At 68.8% G+C, this 20,055-nt stretch carries 22 protein-coding genes; 14 read left to right on the plus strand and 8 right to left on the minus strand.

Annotation, left to right across the window (positions count from 1 at the left end):
• Window positions 1-107 precede the first annotated feature (107 nt).
• From ACIQTU_RS13450 to glk, 12 genes are read left to right on the plus strand one after another with little or no spacing between them, the layout of a single operon-like run.
• Entirely contained in the window at window positions 108-419 is a 312-nt protein-coding gene (locus tag ACIQTU_RS13450) for a YerC/YecD family TrpR-related protein (protein ID WP_400548000.1), read from the plus strand.
• 9 nt (window positions 420-428) lie between these two features.
• Entirely contained in the window at window positions 429-1,310 is an 882-nt protein-coding gene (hisG, locus tag ACIQTU_RS13455; protein ID WP_400548003.1) for an ATP phosphoribosyltransferase, read from the plus strand.
• Window positions 1,310-2,617 (plus strand): histidinol dehydrogenase, encoded by a 1,308-nt coding sequence (gene hisD, locus ACIQTU_RS13460; RefSeq protein ID WP_400548006.1) that lies wholly within the window; start codon window positions 1,310-1,312, stop codon window positions 2,615-2,617. Before hisG ends, hisD begins: the two co-directional genes overlap by 1 nt.
• Window positions 2,614-4,047, plus strand: coding sequence for an imidazoleglycerol-phosphate dehydratase HisB (hisB, locus tag ACIQTU_RS13465; RefSeq protein WP_400548009.1), 1,434 nt, complete (start codon window positions 2,614-2,616; stop codon window positions 4,045-4,047). The genes hisD and hisB overlap by 4 nt, the downstream gene beginning before the upstream one ends.
• Entirely contained in the window at window positions 4,044-4,643 is a 600-nt protein-coding gene (gene hisH / locus ACIQTU_RS13470; protein WP_400548012.1) for an imidazole glycerol phosphate synthase subunit HisH, read from the plus strand. Before hisB ends, hisH begins: the two co-directional genes overlap by 4 nt.
• Window positions 4,640-5,374: a 1-(5-phosphoribosyl)-5-[(5-phosphoribosylamino)methylideneamino]imidazole-4-carboxamide isomerase gene (gene hisA, locus ACIQTU_RS13475; RefSeq protein ID WP_400548015.1), complete on the plus strand. Its 735-nt coding sequence runs from the start codon at window positions 4,640-4,642 to the stop codon at window positions 5,372-5,374. Before hisH ends, hisA begins: the two co-directional genes overlap by 4 nt.
• On the plus strand, window positions 5,371-6,138 hold the full coding sequence (gene hisF, locus ACIQTU_RS13480; RefSeq protein ID WP_400548018.1) for an imidazole glycerol phosphate synthase subunit HisF: 768 nt from the start codon (window positions 5,371-5,373) through the stop codon (window positions 6,136-6,138). Before hisA ends, hisF begins: the two co-directional genes overlap by 4 nt.
• Window positions 6,135-6,761, plus strand: coding sequence for a bifunctional phosphoribosyl-AMP cyclohydrolase/phosphoribosyl-ATP diphosphatase HisIE (gene hisIE, locus ACIQTU_RS13485; RefSeq protein ID WP_400548021.1), 627 nt, complete (start codon window positions 6,135-6,137; stop codon window positions 6,759-6,761). The genes hisF and hisIE overlap by 4 nt, the downstream gene beginning before the upstream one ends.
• Before the next feature lie 49 nt (window positions 6,762-6,810).
• Complete coding sequence (gene zwf, locus ACIQTU_RS13490) at window positions 6,811-8,271, plus strand: glucose-6-phosphate dehydrogenase (protein ID WP_400548024.1); 1,461 nt, start codon at window positions 6,811-6,813, stop codon at window positions 8,269-8,271.
• Window positions 8,264-8,977, plus strand: a complete 714-nt coding sequence (gene pgl / locus ACIQTU_RS13495; RefSeq protein WP_400548027.1) for a 6-phosphogluconolactonase — start codon at window positions 8,264-8,266, stop codon at window positions 8,975-8,977. Before zwf ends, pgl begins: the two co-directional genes overlap by 8 nt.
• Window positions 8,977-10,806 (plus strand): phosphogluconate dehydratase, encoded by a 1,830-nt coding sequence (edd, locus tag ACIQTU_RS13500; RefSeq protein WP_400548030.1) that lies wholly within the window; start codon window positions 8,977-8,979, stop codon window positions 10,804-10,806. Before pgl ends, edd begins: the two co-directional genes overlap by 1 nt.
• The gene (gene glk, locus ACIQTU_RS13505) at window positions 10,806-11,774 is read left to right on the plus strand and encodes a glucokinase (protein WP_400548033.1); all 969 of its coding nucleotides are present in this window, start codon (window positions 10,806-10,808) and stop codon (window positions 11,772-11,774) included. Before edd ends, glk begins: the two co-directional genes overlap by 1 nt.
• 20 nt (window positions 11,775-11,794) lie before the next feature.
• On the opposite strand, the gene ACIQTU_RS13510 is transcribed toward glk, so the two are convergent.
• The 7 genes from ACIQTU_RS13510 to ACIQTU_RS13540 all read right to left on the minus strand — a co-directional run bounded on the left by ACIQTU_RS13510 (window position 11,795) and on the right by ACIQTU_RS13540 (window position 17,604).
• Window positions 11,795-12,184: a hypothetical protein gene (locus ACIQTU_RS13510; protein WP_400548036.1), complete on the minus strand. Its 390-nt coding sequence runs from the start codon at window positions 12,182-12,184 to the stop codon at window positions 11,795-11,797.
• The gene (hmgA, locus tag ACIQTU_RS13515) at window positions 12,181-13,476 is read right to left on the minus strand and encodes a homogentisate 1,2-dioxygenase (RefSeq protein ID WP_400548039.1); all 1,296 of its coding nucleotides are present in this window, start codon (window positions 13,474-13,476) and stop codon (window positions 12,181-12,183) included. Before hmgA ends, ACIQTU_RS13510 begins: the two co-directional genes overlap by 4 nt.
• 144 nt (window positions 13,477-13,620) lie before the next feature.
• Window positions 13,621-13,974, minus strand: a complete 354-nt coding sequence (locus ACIQTU_RS13520; protein WP_400548041.1) for an endonuclease domain-containing protein — start codon at window positions 13,972-13,974, stop codon at window positions 13,621-13,623.
• A 74-nt stretch (window positions 13,975-14,048) separates the two neighbouring features.
• Window positions 14,049-15,167 (minus strand): acyl-CoA dehydrogenase family protein, encoded by a 1,119-nt coding sequence (locus ACIQTU_RS13525; RefSeq protein WP_400548044.1) that lies wholly within the window; start codon window positions 15,165-15,167, stop codon window positions 14,049-14,051.
• Between the two features lie 4 nt (window positions 15,168-15,171).
• A complete protein-coding gene (locus ACIQTU_RS13530) occupies window positions 15,172-16,356 on the minus strand; it encodes an acyl-CoA dehydrogenase family protein (protein ID WP_400548047.1) in 1,185 nt (394 codons plus the stop codon).
• 64 nt (window positions 16,357-16,420) lie between these two features.
• Window positions 16,421-17,350, minus strand: coding sequence for a 2-hydroxyacid dehydrogenase (locus ACIQTU_RS13535; RefSeq protein WP_400548050.1), 930 nt, complete (start codon window positions 17,348-17,350; stop codon window positions 16,421-16,423).
• A complete protein-coding gene (locus tag ACIQTU_RS13540; protein WP_040347054.1) occupies window positions 17,347-17,604 on the minus strand; it encodes an Lrp/AsnC ligand binding domain-containing protein in 258 nt (85 codons plus the stop codon). Before ACIQTU_RS13540 ends, ACIQTU_RS13535 begins: the two co-directional genes overlap by 4 nt.
• 48 nt (window positions 17,605-17,652) lie before the next feature.
• Between ACIQTU_RS13540 and ACIQTU_RS13545 the strand changes: the two genes are divergently transcribed.
• Both ACIQTU_RS13545 and ACIQTU_RS13550 read left to right on the plus strand, forming a co-directional pair.
• Window positions 17,653-18,483 (plus strand): alpha/beta hydrolase, encoded by an 831-nt coding sequence (locus ACIQTU_RS13545; protein ID WP_400548055.1) that lies wholly within the window; start codon window positions 17,653-17,655, stop codon window positions 18,481-18,483.
• Window positions 18,484-18,572: 89 nt separating this feature from the next.
• The gene (locus tag ACIQTU_RS13550) at window positions 18,573-19,244 is read left to right on the plus strand and encodes a bifunctional 4-hydroxy-2-oxoglutarate aldolase/2-dehydro-3-deoxy-phosphogluconate aldolase (RefSeq protein WP_400548058.1); all 672 of its coding nucleotides are present in this window, start codon (window positions 18,573-18,575) and stop codon (window positions 19,242-19,244) included.
• Window positions 19,245-19,360: 116 nt separating this feature from the next.
• On the opposite strand, the gene ppa is transcribed toward ACIQTU_RS13550, so the two are convergent.
• Window positions 19,361-19,918 carry an inorganic diphosphatase gene (gene ppa / locus ACIQTU_RS13555; protein WP_105562476.1) on the minus strand — a complete coding sequence of 186 codons (558 nt, stop codon included), beginning with the start codon at window positions 19,916-19,918 and terminating at the stop codon, window positions 19,361-19,363.
• Between the last annotated feature and the right edge of the window lie 137 nt (window positions 19,919-20,055).

Here is a 20,055-nt window from a genome sequence, read left to right on the forward strand (position 1 = left end):
TCGCATACTTCAAAACCGTTGTCAGGACAGAGGAATAGTAAACGGCGCAGAAATCGCGTCGGGACGCCGTCCCGACGAGGGGTTGACCGTTCCATTGTTACAGCATAATGGAACGCACCATGAGCACCGACGCCGCCAAGACCGCCCTGCTGGACGCCCTGCTTTCGCTGCAGACGCGGGCCGAGGCCGACGCCTTTCTGTCGGACCTGTGCACCCCCGCCGAGCTGCGCGCCTTCGCCGAGCGGTGGCAGGTGGCGCGGCTGCTGGACGGCGGGGACAAGACCTATCGCGAGATCGCGGTGGAGGCCTCGGCCAGCCCGACAACCGTAGTGCGCGTCGCGCGTTCCCTGAAGGACATGCCGCACCAGGGCTATCGCCTGGTGCTGGATCGCCAAAAAACGCCTTCTGACCAAGCCTGAGTAGAGATCATGAGCACCGTGCAGGGGCGGCTACGCATCGCCGTCCAGAAATCCGGCCGTCTGGCCGAACGCAGCCTCGACCTGGTCCGCGACGCGGGCCTGCGGGTCGTGAAAGGCAACAACGAGCTGCTGTATCGGATCGAGAACTATCCGATCGACCTGCTGCGGGTGCGCGACGACGACATTCCGACCTTCGTGGCGGACGGTGTCTGCGACCTCGGCATCGTCGGCGAGAACGTGCTGGAAGAGGTGAAGAACGGCGGGCCGAACGCCGAGGTGGTCATGCCGCTGGGCTTCGGCCGCTGCACGCTGAAGATCGCCGTGCCGCCGAGCCTGAATTATACCGGGCCGCAGTCGCTGGACGGCCTGCGCATCGCCACCTCCTATCCCAAGATCCTGCGTCGCTTCCTCAATGACCGCGACGTGCGCGCCGACATCGTCACCATGCGCGGCGCCGTCGAGGTGGCCCCGCGGCTGAAGCTGGCCTCGGCCATCTGCGATCTGGTCTCGACCGGCGCCACGCTGGAGGCCAACGGCCTGACGCCCAAGGAGACCGTGCTGGACAGCCAGGCGGTCCTGATCAAGTCGCCGACCGCGCCCGAGGCCGGGCTGCATCACCTGCTGGACAGCATCATCGAGCGGATGGCGGGCGTCGTGTCCTCGCAGGGGGCCAAGTACGTCATGCTGAACGCGCCGCGCTCGGCGCTGGATCAGATCACCGCCATCCTGCCCGGCGCCGGGTCGCCGACAGTCATGCCCCTGTCGGGCCGTGACGACGCTGTGGCCGTCCATGCGGTGTGTCAGGAAGCCGTCTTCTGGGAGACGCTGGAGAAGCTTAAGGCGGCGGGGGCTTCGGCCATCCTGGTCCTGCCCATCGAGAAAATGATGTGATGAAGCGTATCGACTGGAACAAGCTGGACGCCGCCGAGCGCCAGGCGGCCCTGGCCCGCCCGCAGCAGCGCACCGAAGGCTTCGTCACCAGCGTGGTGCGCGAGATCTTCGACGACGTGCAGGCGCGCGGCGGTCAGGCCGTGACCGACTGGGCCGTCAAGCTGGACGGCGCCGCGCCGCGCCGGGTAGCGATCAATGAGGCCGTTGCCGCTCAGGCCCGCGCCGATCTGCCCCCCGCCGCCGCGCGCGCTTTGCGGGTCGCCGCAGACAATGTGCGCGTCTTCCACGCCGCGACCCGGCCCGAGGACACCGCCTTCATCGAGACCACGCCGGGCGTGAAGTCCAGGCTGGTCTGGCGGCCCATTGGTTCGGCTGGCCTCTATGTGCCCGGCGGCACCGCGCCCCTGTTCTCGTCCCTGCTGATGCTGGCCATTCCGGCGAGCGTGGCCGGGGTCGAGCGGCGCGTCGCCGTCACCCCGCCGTCGAAAGATGGGTCGGTCCACCCGGCCATGATCGTCGCCGCGGCCGAGGCGGGTCTGGATGAGCTGTGGCTGCTGGGCGGGGCGCAGGCGATTGCGGCGCTGACCTTCGGCGTCGGACTGGACGACGGCGTCATCGCCCCCGTCGACAAGCTGTTCGGTCCCGGCAACGCCTATGTGGCCGAGGCCAAGCGTTATGCGTCGAGCCTGCCGAACGGCCCGGCGCAAGACATGCCGGCGGGGCCGTCGGAACTGCTGGTCATCGCCGACCGCGACGCCGATTTCGAGATCGTCGCCGCCGACCTGTTGAGCCAGGCCGAACACGACGCCGACGCGCAGGTTCTGCTGGTGTCCGACAGCGGCACGGCCCTGAGCGAGATCGTCGCCGAGGTGGAGCGTCAGGTGGAGACCCTGCCCCGCGCCGCCGTGGCCCGCGCCTCGCTGGAGCAGGCCTGCGCCATCCGCGTCGCCGACATGGCCGAGGCCTGCGCCGTGGCCAACCTCTATGGCCCCGAGCACCTGTCGATCCAGGCCGAGGAGGCCGAACGGCTGGTGGATCGGATCACCGCCGCCGGCGCCGTCTTCGTCGGCCAATGGGCGGCGGAAACGCTCGGCGACTACGCCGCCGGGCCCAGCCACGTCCTGCCCACCGACGGCGGGGCGCGGACGCTCGGCGGCATCACCACCGCCAGCTTCATGACCACCATGTCGGTGCAGATGGTGACGCAGGCCGGAGCCGCCGCCCTGGCCCCCGTCGCCGCCCGTCTGGCGCGGATGGAGGGACTGGAGGGCCACGCCCGCGCCGCCGATCTGAGGGCGGAAGCGTGACCCTGCCCGCCCCCTATCCGCCGCTGGTGTCAGGCGGCGAGGGTCTGGACCGCTATCCAGCCGATCCGACGGCGCTGGCCGTCCGGCTGGCCGACCTCTACGGCGTCCCCGCCGATCAGGTGCTGCCGGTGCGCGGCCTGACGCACGGGCTGGAGCTGGTCTGGCGCCTGGCCGCGCGCGAGGGGCTGAAGGTGCAGGCGCCGGACGCCGAACCCTATCAGGGGCTGGCGGCCCTCTACGCCCGGCCCGCAGACGACGCCGAGGTCGCCGCCGTGGTCATCCGCGCCCTGGGCTCGCCCGAGGCGGTGGCCGAGATGGCCGAGCGCGTCGCCCCCGCCCTGCTGGTGGTGGACGAAGGTCTGGTCGAGTTCGCCGAGGGCCCGTCCGCCGCCAGCGTGGTGAAAGACCACGCCAACCTGATCGTGCTGCGAAGCCTGTCGCTGGCCTATGGCCTGGCCGGGGCGCGGGTCGGGGCGGCGGTGGCGCAGGCGTCAACGCTGACGCGGCTGGCGAGCGTGCTGGAGCCCTACGCCCTGCCCGAGGTCTCGGTGCGGCTGGCGCTGCAGGCGCTGGACCCGTCGCGGATGATCGAAACCGCCGAACGCATCAACGGGGTGCGCCGCGAGCGCGTCCGCGTGGTTGAGGCCCTGTCACGGTTGATGCCGCTGGAGGCCGGGGTCGGGCCGGTGATCATCGCCCGCCCCTCCGATCCGGCCGCCGTCGTCGCCGACCTGCGCCGCTTCGGCCTGAGCGCCGACGAGGCCGGCGAGCGGGTGCGCCTGCCCGTCTCGCTGAAGCCCGAGGTCAACGACCGGCTGCTGGTCGCCCTGGGCGCCGCCGCGCCGAAAGTGCGCCGCTCCCGCGTCGGACAGGCCGTGCGCGATACGAAAGAGACGCGCATCGTCTGCGCCGTCGATCTGGACAGCGCCGGGCCGGTGAAGATCCAAACCGGGGTCGGCTTCTTCGACCACATGATCGAACAGGTGGCGGCGCACGGCGGGTTCTCGATCCGCCTGTCGTGCGAGGGCGACCTGCACACCGATCCGCACCACACCATTGAGGACAGCGCGATTGCTCTGGGTCAGGCGCTGAAACAGGCTCTGGGCGAGCGCAAGGGCATCGCCCGCTACGGCTTTGTCCTGCCGATGGACGAGGCCAATGCGGCGGTCTCCATCGACCTGTCGGGACGGCCCTATCCGGTGTTCGAGGGGACCTTCGCCACTCCCTTCATCGGCGACTACCGCACCGATCTGACGGCCCACGTGGTGCGGTCGCTGGCTGAGAACCTCGGTGCGGCGATCCACGTCAGCGTCACCGGTGACGACGACCACCACAAGACCGAGGCCGTGTTCAAGGCTCTGGGCCGGGCGTTGCGTCAGGCGATCCGCGTCGAGGGCGACGCGGTGCCGAGCACCAAGGGGGTGCTGTGAACGTCACCCTGATCGGTTACGGCTCGGGCAATGTCGCTTCGGTGCGGTTCGCGCTGGAGCGGCTGGGCGCCCGGGTGCGGATCACCGCCGATCCCGCCGATCTGGATGAGGCCGAGCGGGTCATCCTGCCCGGCGTCGGGGCGGCGGGCTATGCGATGCAGCGTCTGAACGAGCTGGGTCTGGTTGAGCCGCTGCGACGCTTCAAGCGTCCGCTGCTGGGCGTCTGCCTGGGCCAGCAGTTGCTGTTCGAGACCAGCGCCGAAGATGGCGGCGCCGACCTGCTGGGTCTGATCCCGGGCCGGGTCGAGGCCATTCTGCCCGCCCCGTCGCGACCCTCGCCGCACATGGGCTGGAGTCGGCTGGCGATCCGGCGTCCCGATCCGCTGCTGGAGGGGATCAAGGACGGCGACTGGGCCTATTTCGTCCACGGCTTCGTCTGTCCCGACGGCCCGGCGACCCTCGCCGCCGCCGACTACGGCATCCCGGTTCCCGCCGTGGTCAACAGCGCCAACCGATGGGGCTGCCAGTTCCATCCGGAGCGGTCCGCCGCCGCCGGGGCGCGTATCCTAAAGAACTTCCTCGAGTTGCCCGCATGATCGTCTATCCCGCCATCGACCTGAAGGACGGCGTCTGCGTGCGCCTGACGCACGGGCGGTTCGATCAGGTGACGCGCTATGACGAGGTTCCGGCCGCGCGTCTGGCCGCCTTCGCCAGCGAGGGCGCCGACTGGGTCCACGTGGTCGATCTGGACGGCGCCGAGGCCGGCCGCGCCATGCAGCACGGCCTGATCGGCGAACTGGCGGCTTCCGTCGCGGTCAAGATCCAGTCGGGCGGGGGGGTGCGCTCCGAAGCCGACGTCGAGCGGCTGCTGGAGGCGGGCGTCAGCCGCGTCGTGGTCGGGTCGCTGGCCGTCACCAAATCCGACGAGGTGATCGGCTGGCTGGATCGTTTTGGCTCCGAACGCATCACCCTGGCGCTGGATGTGAAATACGAGGACGGCGTCCCAGTGCCGGCGCTGAAGGGCTGGACCCAGTCGGCCGGGGTCGATCTGTGGTCTGTGCTGGAGCGCTATCCCGCCAGCCTGCTGACCCATGTGCTGATGACCGACGTGGGCCGCGACGGCGCCCTGACCGGCCCCAATCTCGACCTGCTGGGCGAGGCCTTGCAGCGTCGTCCCGAGCTGAAGCTGCAAGCCTCGGGCGGGGTGGCGTCGCTGGACGACCTGATCGCCGCGCGTGATCTGGGCTGCGACGGGGCCATCGTCGGACGCGCCATCTATGAGGGCCGCTTCACCGCCGCCGAAGCGCTGAAAGTGGTGGCGTCGTGACGGCCAGACGCATCATCCCCTGCCTCGACGTCAAGGACGGGCGGGTGGTCAAGGGCGTGCGCTTTGAGGGTCACGTCGACATGGGCGACGCCGCCGAACTGGCCGCCCGCTACCGCGACGCGGGCGCCGACGAACTGGTCTTCTACGACATCACCGCCAGTCCCGAAGGGCGGACGCTGGACTATGGCTGGGTGCAGGACATCGCCCGGCTGCTGGACATCCCCTTCTGCGTGGCGGGCGGCATCCGCACGGTGGAGCAGGCGGCGCGCTGCCTGGACCACGGGGCCGACAAGGTGTCGATCAACTCCCCCGCGCTGGAACGCCCCGAGCTGATCGGCGAGATGGCGGCGCGGCTGGGACGCCAATGCGTCGTCGTCGGCGTCGACAGCGCCTTTCAGGACGGCGAATGGCGGGTGCATAAATACACCGGCGATCCTGACGCCCGACGCGGCGCGGGTCGGCTGACCATGGACTGGATCGTCGAGGCGCAAGCGCTCGGCGCCGGAGAGATCGTGCTGAACTGCATCGATCAGGATGGGGTGCGGCGCGGCTACGACATCGCGCAATTGGCCGAGGCGCGCAGTCGGCTGACCATTCCACTGGTGGCCTCGGGCGGGGCCGGGACGGTCGAGCATTTCCGTGATGTGTTTGTCGAAGCCGACGTATCGGGGGCCCTGGCCGCCAGCGTCTTCCACTCGGGCGCAATCGCGATTCCCGATCTCAAACGTTACCTGGACGCGCAAGGCGTGGAGGTGAGGATATGACCCTCGACATCTCAAAGATCGACTTCGCCAAGGGCGACGGCCTGATCCCGGCCGTGGTGCAGGATGCCGACACCCTGCAGGTGCTGACCCTGGCCTATATGGACGAGGCGGCGCTGCGCGAGACGCTGGACAGCGGACAGGCCACCTTCTTCTCGCGCTCGCGCGGGGGGCGATGGAGGAAGGGCGAAACCTCGGGCGACTTCCTCAATGTGGTCTCGGTGACGCCCGACTGCGACGGCGACGCCGTGGTGGTGAAGGCCCGGCCCGTGGGCAACGCCTGCCACCTGAACCGCATCAGTTGCTTTGGCGAGGAGGACGCGCCGGGGCTGGGCCGCATCGGCCGTCTGGAGCGCACCATCCATGTGCGGGCCCAGGCCGATCCCAATGACAGCTGGACCGCGCGCCTGATCGCGCAAGGCCCCAAACGCGCCGCGCAGAAGGTCGGCGAAGAGGGCGTGGAGACGGCCCTGGCGGGCGCGGCGGGTGACGAGGCGGAACTGGCCAGCGAGTCCGCGGATTTGATCTATCACCTGCTAGTCCTGCTCCATGCGCGTAACATGGTGTTTCAGGACGTCCTCGACGTCTTGGCCCGCCGCGCACAACCGGCCAAGGACGATAGCTAGACTATAAACCAGACGCCCCGCCGGTCGGGGTCACGGAGGGAAAGCGCGAATGGCGGCTCTCATTCTGTTCGGCGGAGGCGGCGACCTCGCCATGCGGATGCTGCTGCCTTCGCTCTATTTCCTCGACCACGACGGTCTGCTGCCCGACGACCTGAAGATCATCGGCGCCGCCCGCTCGGAGGAAACCGCCGAGGACTACATCGCCAAGGTCCATGCCGCGGTGAAGGCCCGCGCCGAGACCGACGGCGGCTGGGACGAGGCCAGCTGGAGGCGCATGAAGGCGCGCCTCGACTACCTGGCCGTCGACGCCACCGATCCCGAGAGCCTCAAGCCGTTGAAGGCAAAGTGCGGCGATGGCGACGCAACTTCCTTCCTGGCGGTGTCGCCCTCGCTCTATGGCCGCATCGTCACGGCGATGAAGGCGGCGGGTCTGGCCGAGAAGAACTGCCGCATCGTGCTGGAGAAGCCGGTCGGGCGCGACCTGGAGAGCTTCCTCGAAATCGACGACGCCGTGGCCCACGCCTTTGACGAACGTCAGGTGTTCCGCATTGATCACTATCTGGGCAAGGAGACGGTGCAGAACCTGATCGCCCTGCGGTTCGGCAACACCATATTCGAGCCCTTGTGGAACAATCTGACGGTTGATCACGTCCAGATCACGGTCGGCGAGACCGTCGGGGTCGGCGACCGTTGGCCCTATTACGACGAATACGGCGCCCTGCGCGACATGTTGCAGAACCACATGCTGCAACTGCTGTGCCTGGTGGCGATGGAGCCGCCCAGCGACCTGGACCCGGACTCGGTGCGCAACGAGAAGGTCAAGGTGCTGCGGTCCTTGCGCCCCATCACGCCGGAGGACGCCGAGCGCGTTACCGTGCGCGGTCAGTATGTGGCCGGGACCAGCGAAGGGAAGCCCGCCAGGGCCTATCAGGAGGAACGCGGCCAGGCGTCGGACACCGAAACCTTCGTCGCCATCCGCGCCGACATCGACAACTGGCGCTGGGCCGGCGTGCCCTTCTTCATGCGGACCGGCAAGCGCCTGCCGGAAAAGCGCACCGAGATCGTCATCCAGTTCAAGCCGGTGCCTCACTCCATCTTCGGTCACGGCGAGCGCGGAGACATCTATGACAACCGCCTGGTCATCGAGCTACAGCCCGAGGAAGACATCTCGCTGTCGGTGATGAACAAGAAGCCGGGGCTGGATCAGCGGATGCAGTTGCAGCCGATCAAGATGAGCCTGTCCTGGGGGATGAATGATCGGGACGCCGCCCCGCCGCGCCGTCGCGTCGCTTATGAGCGGCTGCTGCTGGATGCGCTGAAGGGCGACAGCACCCTGTTCGTGCGCCGCGACGAGGCCGAGCAGGCGTGGAAGTGGGTCGATGAGGTCTCCGACGCCTGGTCGGGCGCCGACTTCAAGCCGCGGGCCTATGAGGCCGGAAGCTGGGGGCCGGAAGCGGCGGACCTGCTGCTGTCGCGGACCGGGCGGAAGTGGAACACGCGCGATGAGTAAGCCCGTCATCGAAAGCTTCCCCGACGCCGCCGCCTGGGCCGAGGCCTGCGCCGCGCGGCTGGGCGAGACCCTGGGCGCGGCCGTGCTCAATCAGGGCCGCGCGGTCTTCGCGGGCGCGGGCGGTTCAACCCCCTCGCCCATCTACACCGATCTGGCGCAGATCGAGCTGGACTGGTCCAGAGTGGTCGTCACCCTGGTGGACGAACGCTATGTGCCCGACAGCTCGCCGGAGTCGAACGCGGCCCTGATGAAGCGGACCCTGCTGACTGGCCCGGCCTCGGCCGCGCGCTTCCTGCCACTCTACGCCCCCTCGGTGACCGTGGACCGCGCCGCCGCCGAGGCGTCGAAGGCTTTGGCGACCGAAGGCGGGCGTCTGGACGCCGTCCTGCTGGGCATGGGCGAGGACGGGCATGTCTGCTCGATGTTCCCGGATAGCCCGACACTGAAGACTCTGCTGACGCCGGAGCTCAAGCCCGCCGTCTATGGCGTGCCGCCGGGTCGTGACGGGATCGCGCCGCCGCAGGAACGTCTGTCGCTCAACCTGTCTTATCTGGCCGAGGCTGGGCGCGTGGTGCTGGCCCTGACCGGGGCGACCAAGCGCGCCGTGTTCGAGCGCGAGGCGGCGGGTGATCCCCGCGTCCATCCCATCGCCGCCCTGATCGCGGCCAAGGTTCCTCTCGAAGTGCTTTGGACGGAGGCCGTCTGATGGCTCTCAACCCAGTCGTGGCGGACGTCACCGCCCGCATCGTCGAACGCAGCCGCGCCACCCGCGCCGACTACATCCGCCGCATGGACGCCGCCCGCGACAGCGGCGCCGGGCGGGCCAAGCTGTCCTGCGCCAACTGGGCCCACGCCTTCGCCGGCCAGACCATCGCCGACAAGCTGACGGCCATGGACGGGTCCAAGCCCAACGTCGGGATCGTCACCGCCTACAATGACATGCTGTCGGCGCATCAGCCGTTCGAGCGCTTCCCCGCCGTGATCCGTCAGGCGGTGCGCGAGGTCGGCGCCACGGCCCAGGTGGCGGGCGGAACCCCGGCCATGTGCGACGGCGTCACCCAGGGGCGCCCGGGCATGGAGCTGTCGCTGTTCAGCCGCGACGCCATCGCCATGGCGACGGGCGTGGCCCTGACGCACGACGCCTTTGACGCCGCCATGATGCTGGGCGTCTGCGACAAGATCGTGCCCGGCCTGTTCATGGGGGCCCTGGCCTTTGGCCATCTGCCCGTCGTGTTCGCGCCCGCGGGACCGATGCCGTCGGGCATTCCCAACGCCGAGAAGGCCCGCGTCCGGGCGCTCTACGCCCAGAACCAGGTGGACCGCGCGACCCTGCTGCAAAGCGAGATCGGCAGCTATCATTCGCCCGGCACCTGCACCTTCTACGGCACGGCCAACTCCAACCAGATGATGATGGAGATCGCGGGCCTGCACATGCCCTCGACCGCCTTCGTCCACCCCGACACCGGCCTGCGCGACGCCCTGACGGCGGCGGCGGCGAAGCGCGCCGTCGAACTGGCGCGGACCGGCCAGGGTCGCATGGCCGACGTCGTGTCGGAAAAGACCATCGTCAACATGATCGTCGCCCTGCTGGCCACCGGCGGCTCGACCAACCACGCCATCCATCTGGTGGCCATGGCGCGGGCGGCGGGGGTGCTGATCGACTGGACCGACATGGACCAGCTGTCGTCGGCGACGCCGCTGCTGGCGCGGGTCTATCCCAACGGCTCGGCCGACGTGAACGCCTTTCAGGCGGCGGGCGGCGTGGCCTTCGTGACGCGCGAACTGGTCCGGGCGGGCGTCCTGCACAACGACGTAACCACCATCATGGGACAGGGCATGGAGGCCTATTTCCAGGAACCCTGTCTGATCGACGGCGAACTGGTCTGGCGCGATACGGTCGCCGAAAGCCTCGACCTCGACATCCTGCGTCCCGCCTCTGATCCCTTTGACCACGAGGGCGGCCTGCGGCTGGTGCAGGGCGATCTGGGTCGGGCGGTGATCAAGATCTCGGCAGTCAAACCCGAGCACCGCGTCGTCGAGGCGCCCGCCGCCGTGTTCGAGACCCAGGAAGACGCCCTGGCCGCCTTCAAGGCCGGAAAGCTGGACCGCGACGTGGTGGTGGTGCTGCGCTTCCAGGGGCCGCGCGCCAACGGGATGCCGGAACTGCATTCCTTGTCCCCCGCACTCGGCGTCTTGCAGGACAAGGGCTTCAAGGTCGCCTTCGTCACCGATGGCCGGATGTCGGGCGCCAGCGGCAAGACGCCCGCCGCCATCCACGTCAGCCCCGAGGCCCTAGCGGGCGGTCCGCTGGCCCATGTGAAGGACGGCGACGTCATCCGTCTGGACCCCGAGGCCGGGGTGCTGACCACGGTGGGCGGGATCGACCTGAGCGCCCGTCCGGCGTTCCGGCGCAGCGACGCCCTGACCGACGCCAGCCGCTGGGGCTATGGCCGCGAACTGTTCAGCGCCTTCCGCCAGGTGGTGACCACCGCCGAGCAGGGCGCCACCGTCTGCTACGCCCGGAGCGACGTGTGATGGCCGACCTCACCCTTCTGGTCGGCGACGTCGGCGGCACCAACGCCCGCTTCGCCCTGGCGCGAAGGGTGGACGGCAGGGTCGTTCTGGAGCACCATGAGAGCTTCCCCGCCCACGAACACCCGACCTTCCTCGGCGGGGTGAAGGCCTACCTCGACGGCTGTGCGATCAAGCCGACCGGCGGGGTGCTGGCGGTCGCCGGGCCGGTGACGGACGGTACCATCGACCTGACCAACTCGCCCTGGCGGGTGTCGGAGGCCGAACTGCAGACCCTGGGCCTGAAGCCGGTCAGGCTGATCAACGACTTCGAGGCCCTGGCCTGGGGGGCCCCCGTCGTGCCCGAGGACCAGTTGGCCTCGCTGGGCGGGCCAGTCGAAGGTCAGCATGACGCCGCCCTCGCCGTGCTCGGCCCCGGCACCGGCTTCGGTGTCTCGGCCCTGGCGCGCGACAGCCACGGCCGCGAGATCGCCCTGCCGTCGGAGGGGGGCCATGCCTGTTTCGCCCCCGGCGACGCGGTCGAGGACGAGATCCTGCGCATCCTGCGCCGCCGCTATGGCCGAGTGTCGATCGAGCGCCTGATCTGCGGGCCGGGCCTGCTGAACATGCACCGGGCCCTGGCCGAGATCGACGGGCGCGAGACCCACATCGACGACCCGGCCGAGATCACGGAAACGGCGCTGAAGGACCCCAATACGCCGTGCGGCGCCACCCTGGCCCGGTTCTGCGCCATTCTGGGCGCCGTGGCGGGGGACGTGGCCCTGACCATGGGGGCGCGCGGCGGGATCTTCATCGCCGGGGGCATCGCCCCGCGCATCCTGCCCTTCCTCAAGGCCAGCCCCTTCCGCGAGCGGTTCGAGCGCAAGGGCCGGTTCCAGCCCTATATGCAGGCCATCCCGACCAAGGTGATCCTTCACAAACACGCCGCGCTGCTGGGCGCCGCGCGGGTGGCCTTCAACGAGGCGGGCTGAGCCCGCCTCGTTTCACCGTATCAGTCGATGCAGAGGGTGGCCTCGGCCTTGCCGTCCTTGACCGTGGTGCGGCAGCCGAAGCGGTTGCTGTCGACCTGACACTGACCCACTGCGACGGCGCCGGGGGTGATGCCGCTATTGCCCGCGATTTCGCAGTCGCCTTCGCATTGCGAGGCGTCGGTGCAGCGCTTGCCGGCGTCAGCGTATTTGACCACGCACTGCCAGGTCTGGGCGCGCCCGACCTGCCTCATCTCGCCGCCGCGCGCGGTGCAAGACGAGCTGCTGATGCTCATGGTCGGCGGCGGCTCGGGCGCCTCGGCGGGCGTTGGAATCACGGGTTCGAGCGCCGGGGTCGGCGAGCAGGCGGCCAGCACCAGACCCGCGGCCAGCAGAACAGCTTTCAACCTCATCCGACCTTTCCCTTGTCAAAGCCCGACCAGCAGTCGTCGTAGTCGAGCTGCATCAGCGGCGTCTGTTCGGCCCAGGCCGTGGTGCGGATCGGCATCCGCGTCTCGAACATGAAGGCCAGGGTGTTCTCGATCTTCATCGGCTTCAACTCGGCCTGGGTCGCACCGTTCCAGCTGGCCTGATCCGGGCCGTGGCCGCTCATGCGGTTGTGCAGCGACGCGCCGCCGGGGGCGAAGCCGCCCGCCTTGGCGTCGTATTCCCCGAAGATCAGCCCCATGAATTCGCTCATGACGTTGCGATGGAACCACGGCGGACGGAAGGTGTCCTCGGCCACCATCCAGCGCGGCGGGAAGATGACGAAGTCGCAGTTGGCCGTGCCGGGCGTGTCGCTGGGCGAGGTCAGGACGGTGAAGATCGACGGGTCCGGGTGATCGTAGGAGACCGTGCCAATGGTGTTGAACCGCGCCGTGTCATAGCGATAGGGGGCGTAGTTGCCGTGCCAGCCGACCACGTCCAGCGGGCTGTGGTCGAAGGTCGTGGCCCACAGAAGCCCGCCGTATTTCTGGACGCACTGGGTCGGGCGATCCACGTCCTCGAACCAGGCGACGGGGGTTTCGAAGTCGCGCGGATTGGCCAGACCGTTCGAGCCGATGGGGCCGAGGTCCGGCAGACGGAAGGGCGCACCATAGTTCTCGCAGACATAGCCGCGCACCTCGCCATCGACTTCGACGCGGAAACGCACGCCGCGCGGGATGACCACCACGTGGCCGGGCACCGCCTCGATCACGCCCATCTCGGTGACGAAGCGGTGGCTCCCCTGCTGCGGCACGATCAGCAGCTCGCCGTCGGCGGAATAGAAGACGCGATCGACCATCGAACGGTTGGCGACATAGAGGTGGATACCCACCCCCGCGCCGGAATCCGCGTCGCCGTTGCCGCCATAGGTGGTCAGGCCCTCAACCCAGTCGGTCGGCTTATCCGGCATGGTCAGGGGGTCCCAGCGCATCCGGTTGGGATTGGGCGGGGTCTCGGTGAAGGGGCCGGAGCGGACGCGCCCCTGCTCGAACGGCGCATAGGGACCGTGCTGGGCCGAGGGCCGCAGACGATAGAGCCAGCTGCGCAGGTTGTGGTCGCGCGGCGCAGTGAAGGCGGCGCCCGACAGCTGTTCGGCATAGAGGCCCAGGGCCGGACGCTGCGGCGAGTTGCGTCCCACCGGCAGAGCGCCTTCGACGGCCTCGGTGGCGAAATGGTTGGCGAAGCCGGTCTGATAGGCGGGCGCGTTGGATCGCGTCATGTGGTTTCTCCCTTGCGGGAGGTTTAGCCGGGCGCGACCGATGCGTCACCCCGGCCCCGCCCAGCTTTGCCCTGTATCAAACTATGACCTTCCTTCTCCCCTTGAGGGAGAAGGTGGCTCGCGTAGCGAGACGGATGAGGGGTGTCAGCCCCGCCGCTGGATGTGTTCGCGTATCCCTTCAAACACGAGGTTGGGGTTCCTCAGGATCATGGAGTTGTCGAACCGCAGAACCGTATAGCCCGCCTCCGCCAGCCAGGCGTCTCGGTTCGCGTCCGCTTCCTCCCTCAGACGATGGACGCCGCCGTCCGCCTCGATGACCAGCTTCAGGACATGACAGACGAAGTCAACGACGTAAGGACCAATCGGAACCTGTCGCCGAAACTTGACGCCATGTAGTCGTCGGTCGCGCAGCAACCGCCAGACTTCGGTCTCAGTGTCCGTCATCGCGATACGGGATCGACGGGCGAAGGCGCGGTTTCGGTCGGACGGTTTCTCCATGCTGAGCCTCGGCGCTGACACCCCTCATCCGACCTGCTCCGCAGGCCACCTTCTCCCTCAAGGGGAGAAGGGATTTAAAAGCCCTGCGCCCGCGCCAGGCGTTCGGCGTGGAAACCGGCATCGCCGAGCAGTTCGTTCAGCACCCGCACCCGCTTCATGAACAGGCCGACGTCGAACTCGTCGGTCATGCCGACGCCGCCGTGCATCTGCACCGCCTCCTGCACCGCCAGTTCGGCGACGCGGCCGGCCTTGGCCTTGGCGATCCCGGCGGCCTGCTCGGCGTCAGGTCGGCCCGCGTCGATGGCCTGCAGGGCGGCCAGGGTTGCGACTTTCGCCAGTTCCAGCTCGGTGAAGAGGTGGGCGGCGCGGTGCTGCAGGGCCTGGAACTCGCCGATCAGCTTGCCGAACTGCTTGCGGGTGCGCAGGTAGTTGAGCGTGATCTTGAACGCCTGATCGCCCGCCCCGACCAGAGAGGCGGCGGCGCAGGCCCGGCCCAGCGTCAGGGCGGCGTCCAGCGGACCCTGCCCCGCGCCCACCGCGCCGATCACGGCGTCGGCGTCCACCATCACATCCGTCAGGGTGACGCGCGCAGCGTTGTGGGCGTCGACCATGACGGTGCGCTCGACGGCGACGCCCGGCGTCTTCGGGTCGATCAGGAAGAGGGTCAGACCCTCGTCGGTCTGCGCGGCCACGATCAGGGCGTCGGCGACGTGGCCGTCCAGCACGAAGCCCTTGGCGCCGTTCAGCCGGAAGCCGTTGCCGGCGCGTTCGACCCGCGTCGTGATCTTCGCCGGCGCGTGCTTGGGCCCTTCATCGACGGCGAGGCTGAGGATGGCCTCGCCCGCCGCGATCCGGCTCAGCCACGCCTTCTGCGCCTCCGATCCCGCCGCCTTCAGCACGGTGGCGGCGAGCACTGACGAGCCCATGAAGGGCGAGGGCGTCAGGGTGCGGCCCAGGCTTTCGGCGATGACGCCCGCCTCGACCGCGCCGAGGCCAGAGCCGCCGTCGGCTTCATCAATGACGACGCCCGCGAAACCCATCTCGCCGAAGGCCCGCCACAGGTCGCGCGAGACGCCGTCAGGGTCGCGGCTGTCGCGCAGTTTCCGCAGGTGGGCGATGGGGGCCTGTTCGCTCAGGAAGCCGTCGGCGGCGTCCTGAAGCATGGTCTGCTCTTCGGTCAGGATCAGGGGCATGGGCTCAGGCTCCCGGCAGTTGCAGCAGGTGTTTGGCGATGATGTTCAGCTGGATTTCGCTGGTGCCGCCTTCGATGGAGTTGGCCTTGGTGCGCAGCCAGTCGCGGGCGACGGCGCCATCTTTCGAGCGCTCGCCCTCCCATTCCAGGGCGTCCGAGCCGCCCGCCGCCATGGCCAGTTCGTGGCGGCGCTTGTTCAGTTCCGAGCCATAGTATTTCAGCATGGAGGCGATGGCCGGATGGGCCTGCTTGGCCTTCACCTGATCCCCCACCCGCTCCATGGCCAGACGGAAGGCGGCGGCGTCGATATCATAGTCGGCGATGCGGGCGCGAAGCTGCGGCTCGTCCAGCCGACCGGCCTCGTCCACGCCCAGCGCATCGACCGCGACCTGACTCAGCGGGCGACCGACGCCGGTGTCGCCCATGGCGCCGATCATGGTCCGCTCGTGCGCCAGAAGCGCCTTGGCCACGTCCCAGCCGCGGTTCAGCGTCCCGATCAGGTTCTCCTTCTCGACCCGCACGTCGTCGAAGAAGGTCTCGCAGAAGGGCGATTTGCCGCTGATCAGGGTGATGGGGCGGGTGCTGACCCCCGGCGTCGCCATGTCGAACAGGACGAAGCTGATGCCCAGATGCTTGGGCGCCTCGGGGTCGGTGCGGACCAGACAGAAGATCCAGTCGGCCTTGTCGGCGTAGGAGGTCCAGACCTTCTGTCCGTTGACGATCCAGTGGTCGCCGCGATCCTCGGCGCGGGTCTGGATCGAGGCCAGATCGGAGCCTGAGCCGGGTTCGGAATAACCCTGACACCAGCGGATCTCGCCGCGCACGATGGGGGGCAGGAAGCGCTGCTTCTGCTCCTCGGTCCCCAAGGCCAGAAGCGCGGGGCCCAGCATCCAGATGCCGAAGCTGGCCAAAGGCATCTGCGCCTTGAGGCGGCGCATCTCGGAGGCCAGAATCTTGGCCTCTTCGCGGCTCAGACCGCCGCCGCCGTATGCGCTGGGCCATTCCGGCGCGGTCCAGCCGCGTTCGGCCATGCGGTCCAGCCAGAGCTTGTGCGCGGGCGTCTTGAAGACGGCGTTGCGGCCGCCCCAGACATAGTCCTCATCGCCGTCGCGCGGCCCACGCACCTCCGACGGGCAGTTGGCCTCCAGCCAGGCGCGCGTCTCGGCGCGGAACGTCTCCAGATCGGCCATGCCGTTCTCCCCTGCGTTCTTGTTCTTGCAGGGACGCTAGCCGGTCTTTTTTGGAAACGGAACCCTAGTTGACGGGCGTGATCGCGGGCGCGCCCGACAGGACGGCCAGCAGGTTCTCGACCACCAGTCCGGCCATGGCGGCGCGGGTCTCTTGCGTGGCCGAGCCGATATGGGGCGTCAGCACGCAGCGCGGGTGATCCAACAGGGCCTCGGGCACGGTCGGCTCATGGGCGAAGACGTCGAGGCCGGCGCCGAACAGGCGATCTTCGGACAGGGCGGCGATCAGGGCCGCTTCGTCCACCACCCCGCCGCGCGCGATGTTGATCAGAACGCCGTCGGAGCCCAGTGCGGCCAGCACCTCAGCGTCGACCAGTTTGTCGGTCGAGGGGCCGCCGGGCGTGGCGATGATCAGCACGTCCACGGCCTCGGCCAGGGCGCGGGCGCTGTCGTGATAGGCGTAGGCGACGCCCGCGACCGGGCGGCGGCTGTGATAGGCGACGGACCCGCCCAGGGGCTCCAGTCGCCGCGCGATAGCCATGCCGATGCGGCCGAGGCCGAGGACCCCGTAGCGCCGCGCGCTGGCCCGCCGGGTCAGGGGCGCGCGTTCACCCGCCGCCCAACGGCCGTCGCGCAGGTGATGCTCGACCATCGGCAGGGCGCGAAGGGTGTTCAACGTCAGGGCCAGAGCCAGATCCGCCACATCCTCGGTCAGGACATCCGGGGTGTTGGTCACGATCACCCCACGCAAGCGGGCGTGGTCCACATCCACCCCGTCATAGCCGACGCCGTGGACGGCGATGATCTTCAGGTTCGGCAGGGAATCGATCAGGTCGGCGGAGGCCGGACTGCCGCCGAAGACGACATAGGCGGTCGCCGCCTCGGCCTGCTCAGTGCTCGGCGCCCCGTCCAGCACCTGCAGCCTCAGGCCTGAGGCGCGCAGCGGCGTCAGCAGGCTGTCGGGCAGGCCGGGCGCCAGAAGGACCAGGCCGGTCATTTCTTCGACGGCAGGAAGGGCGAGAAGGTGATGACGGTGAAGGTGTCGCGGATGTGCGGGCGCGTCTGCACCTGCTTGGTCACAAAGGTGCCGATGTCGGCGTCTTTCGGCAGCTGGAACTTGGCCAGCAGGTCATGCTGACCCGAGGTCGAGTAAACTTCCGACACGTTTTCAACGTTGTCGACCAGATCGGCGGCGACGTCGTTGGCGTAGCCCAACTCGCATTTGATGAAGACGAAAATGGCGGTCATCATGGTCGGAACCTCCCGTTCAAGCGGAGGTGCATAGCGGATGGAAACGGCATGGGTAAGGCTCCGGCGACACTGACGGCCCCTCCAGTCGATTACGAGGCGGCCTACAACAATCGGGAACGCGTGCCGGGACACCCGGCGATCCTGAAACGATGGCGAGAAGACTCGGCCCGCGTCATCGACGCCCGGCGGCCGGAAACCGTCGAATACGGCCCCGGCGAACGCCAGAAGATGGAGTGGTTCGACGCCGGCGCGGGGTCGCCGACCGCCATCTTCATCCACGGCGGCTACTGGCAGGCGCTGGACCGAGCCTGGTTCGCCTGGGTCGCCCCCGCCCTGCTGGAACACGGGATCAGCGTAGTCATTCCCGGCTATGACCTGGCCCCGACGGTCAAGGTCGGCGCCATCATCGGCCAGATGCGACGGGCGACGGAACTGGTGCGCGACCGCACCGGCAAGCGGCCCCTAGTCTTCGGCCATTCGGTCGGCGGGCACATGGCGGCCTGCATGTTATCCGAGGGCCGGGCGCGGGCGGCGCTGGCCATCTCTGGCGTGTTCGACATCGAACCGTTGATCCACACCTCGCTGAACGAGGCCCTGGGGTTGGACGCCATGACCGCGCGCGCCCTGTCGCCGATCCACTGGCCTGCGCCGAACGGCGGGGCGCCGGGCGGGCGGACGCTGGACTGCTGGGTCGGCGGGGCGGAAAGCAACGAGTTCATCCGCCAGAGCCGGCACATGGCCGCCGAGTGGGGCGGCAAGGGCGCCGACACCCATGTCGAGGTGCTGGACGGGCTGGATCACTTCACCATGCTGGACCCGCTGGCCGACAAGGACAGCGCCATGGTCAAGCGGCTGGTCACGCTGGCGACCGCCGAATAAGGCGCCGCTTACCAGGATTGATCGGCGCTCCCTTGACGGGGGCGCCGTGAACCGCCGATCTGCGGGCTGCAAGGCCTGAAGGAGACCCCATGCGCCACGATCGTCTCAGCGTGCTGACCGCCCTCGAAAGCCAGGGCGTGGTTCCGGTCTTCTATCACGCCGACCCGGAGGTCTGCGCCGAGGTGATCCGCGCCTGCGCCCGCGGCGGGGCCAAGGCCATCGAGTTCACCAATCGCGGCGACTTCGCCTGGGAGACCTTCACCGCCCTGTCGAAGCAGTTCGCCCAGACCGATCCCGACATCATCATGGGCGTCGGCTCTATCCTGGATGCGCCGACGGCGGCCCTCTACCTGGCGTCCGGCGCGCGCTTCGTCATCAGCCCCTGCCTGGTTCCCGAGGTGGCCCAGGTCTGCAACCGTCGTCAGGTCGCCTATTCGCCGGGTTGCGGCTCGGTGCGCGACATTTCCGAGGCGCAAGGGTTGGGCTGCGAGATCGTCAAGCTCTTCCCCGGCGCCTCGGTCGGCGGACCGGACTTCGTCAAGGCGGTGCTGGGGCCGATGCCCTGGACCAAGATCATGCCGACCGGCGGGGTGGACCCCGACGAAGCCTCCATCGCCAAGTGGTTCGGCTCGGGCATCGTGGCGGCGGGCATGGGCTCCAAGCTGATCACCGACGCAGCCATCCAGGCCAGAGACTGGGCCGGGATCGAGGCCAAGGTGCGCCAGACGGTCGAGGCCATCGCAGCCTTCCGACGCAAGTAACGCCAAACCGCGCTCAAGCAGCGAGCCGCCGCGCGGCGCGCGATAGCGCCCTAAAACAAAAAGGCCCCGCCGGTCGAACCAGCGGGGCCTTCTCTGAATTCAGAACCGAAAGCGGATCAGGCGGCTTCGGCGGCGGCCTTGGCCAGCTTGGCCTGGTGGGCGGCCATGCCGGCGGCGATCAGTTCGGCGGCTTCGCCGGCGTCGCCCCAGCCGTTGACCGTGACCGACTTGCCCTTCTCCAGATCCTTGTAGCGGGTGAAGAAGTGCTCGATCTGCTCGATCAGGATGGCGGGCAGCTGACGGTAGCTGGAGACCTCGGTGTAGTAGGGGTTCAGCTTGTCGACCGGCACGGCCAGGATCTTTTCGTCGCCGCCGGCCTCGTCGACCATCTTCAGCACGCCGATCGGGCGCGAGCGGATGACGCAGCCCGGCACCACCGGGGTCGGGTTCAGCACGATGACGTCGCAGGGGTCGCCGTCGTCCGACAGGGTGTGCGGCACGAAGCCGTAGTTGCCCGGGTAGTACATGGCGGTGTGCAGGAAGCGGTCGACGAACAGGGCGCCGGATTCCTTGTCCATCTCGTACTTCACCGGCAGACCGCCTTGCGGGATCTCGATGATGACGTTGATGTCCCACGGCGCATTCGGGCCGACCGGAATGGCTTCGATGTTCATGTTACGCTCTTGTTGCAGGTGCGAACGGGGAGAATTGACGCGCGTGATAAGCTTTGCGTCGCCGAACAGCAAGCTTCAGGGCGGGCTTTCTGCGGCGATCGCCCTTGCTCCCTAGGCCGAACTGAAGGCATCAACAG

The sequence above is a fragment of the Brevundimonas sp. NPDC090276 genome (genome assembly GCF_044772165.1).
Classification (GTDB): domain Bacteria; phylum Pseudomonadota; class Alphaproteobacteria; order Caulobacterales; family Caulobacteraceae; genus Brevundimonas.

Excerpts from the sequence above, each read along its gene's own strand:
- ppa (WP_105562476.1), bottom strand. The coding sequence starts at position 19,918 with ATGAACATCGAAGCCATTCCGGTCGGCCCGAATGCGCCGTGGGACATC.
- hisIE (WP_400548021.1), top strand. The coding sequence starts at position 6,135 with ATGACCCTCGACATCTCAAAGATCGACTTCGCCAAGGGCGACGGCCTG.
- hmgA (WP_400548039.1), bottom strand. The coding sequence starts at position 13,476 with ATGACGCGATCCAACGCGCCCGCCTATCAGACCGGCTTCGCCAACCAT.
- hisD (WP_400548006.1), top strand. The coding sequence starts at position 1,310 with ATGAAGCGTATCGACTGGAACAAGCTGGACGCCGCCGAGCGCCAGGCG.
- ACIQTU_RS13525 (WP_400548044.1), bottom strand. The coding sequence starts at position 15,167 with ATGCCCCTGATCCTGACCGAAGAGCAGACCATGCTTCAGGACGCCGCC.
- edd (WP_400548030.1), top strand. The coding sequence starts at position 8,977 with ATGGCTCTCAACCCAGTCGTGGCGGACGTCACCGCCCGCATCGTCGAA.
- ACIQTU_RS13510 (WP_400548036.1), bottom strand. The coding sequence starts at position 12,184 with ATGAGGTTGAAAGCTGTTCTGCTGGCCGCGGGTCTGGTGCTGGCCGCC.
- ACIQTU_RS13520 (WP_400548041.1), bottom strand. The coding sequence starts at position 13,974 with ATGGAGAAACCGTCCGACCGAAACCGCGCCTTCGCCCGTCGATCCCGT.
- hisA (WP_400548015.1), top strand. The coding sequence starts at position 4,640 with ATGATCGTCTATCCCGCCATCGACCTGAAGGACGGCGTCTGCGTGCGC.
- ACIQTU_RS13540 (WP_040347054.1), bottom strand. The coding sequence starts at position 17,604 with ATGATGACCGCCATTTTCGTCTTCATCAAATGCGAGTTGGGCTACGCC.
- ACIQTU_RS13550 (WP_400548058.1), top strand. The coding sequence starts at position 18,573 with ATGCGCCACGATCGTCTCAGCGTGCTGACCGCCCTCGAAAGCCAGGGC.
- hisG (WP_400548003.1), top strand. The coding sequence starts at position 429 with ATGAGCACCGTGCAGGGGCGGCTACGCATCGCCGTCCAGAAATCCGGC.
- ACIQTU_RS13530 (WP_400548047.1), bottom strand. The coding sequence starts at position 16,356 with ATGGCCGATCTGGAGACGTTCCGCGCCGAGACGCGCGCCTGGCTGGAG.
- ACIQTU_RS13450 (WP_400548000.1), top strand. The coding sequence starts at position 108 with ATGGAACGCACCATGAGCACCGACGCCGCCAAGACCGCCCTGCTGGAC.
- glk (WP_400548033.1), top strand. The coding sequence starts at position 10,806 with ATGGCCGACCTCACCCTTCTGGTCGGCGACGTCGGCGGCACCAACGCC.
- pgl (WP_400548027.1), top strand. The coding sequence starts at position 8,264 with ATGAGTAAGCCCGTCATCGAAAGCTTCCCCGACGCCGCCGCCTGGGCC.
- ACIQTU_RS13545 (WP_400548055.1), top strand. The coding sequence starts at position 17,653 with ATGGGTAAGGCTCCGGCGACACTGACGGCCCCTCCAGTCGATTACGAG.
- zwf (WP_400548024.1), top strand. The coding sequence starts at position 6,811 with ATGGCGGCTCTCATTCTGTTCGGCGGAGGCGGCGACCTCGCCATGCGG.
- ACIQTU_RS13535 (WP_400548050.1), bottom strand. The coding sequence starts at position 17,350 with ATGACCGGCCTGGTCCTTCTGGCGCCCGGCCTGCCCGACAGCCTGCTG.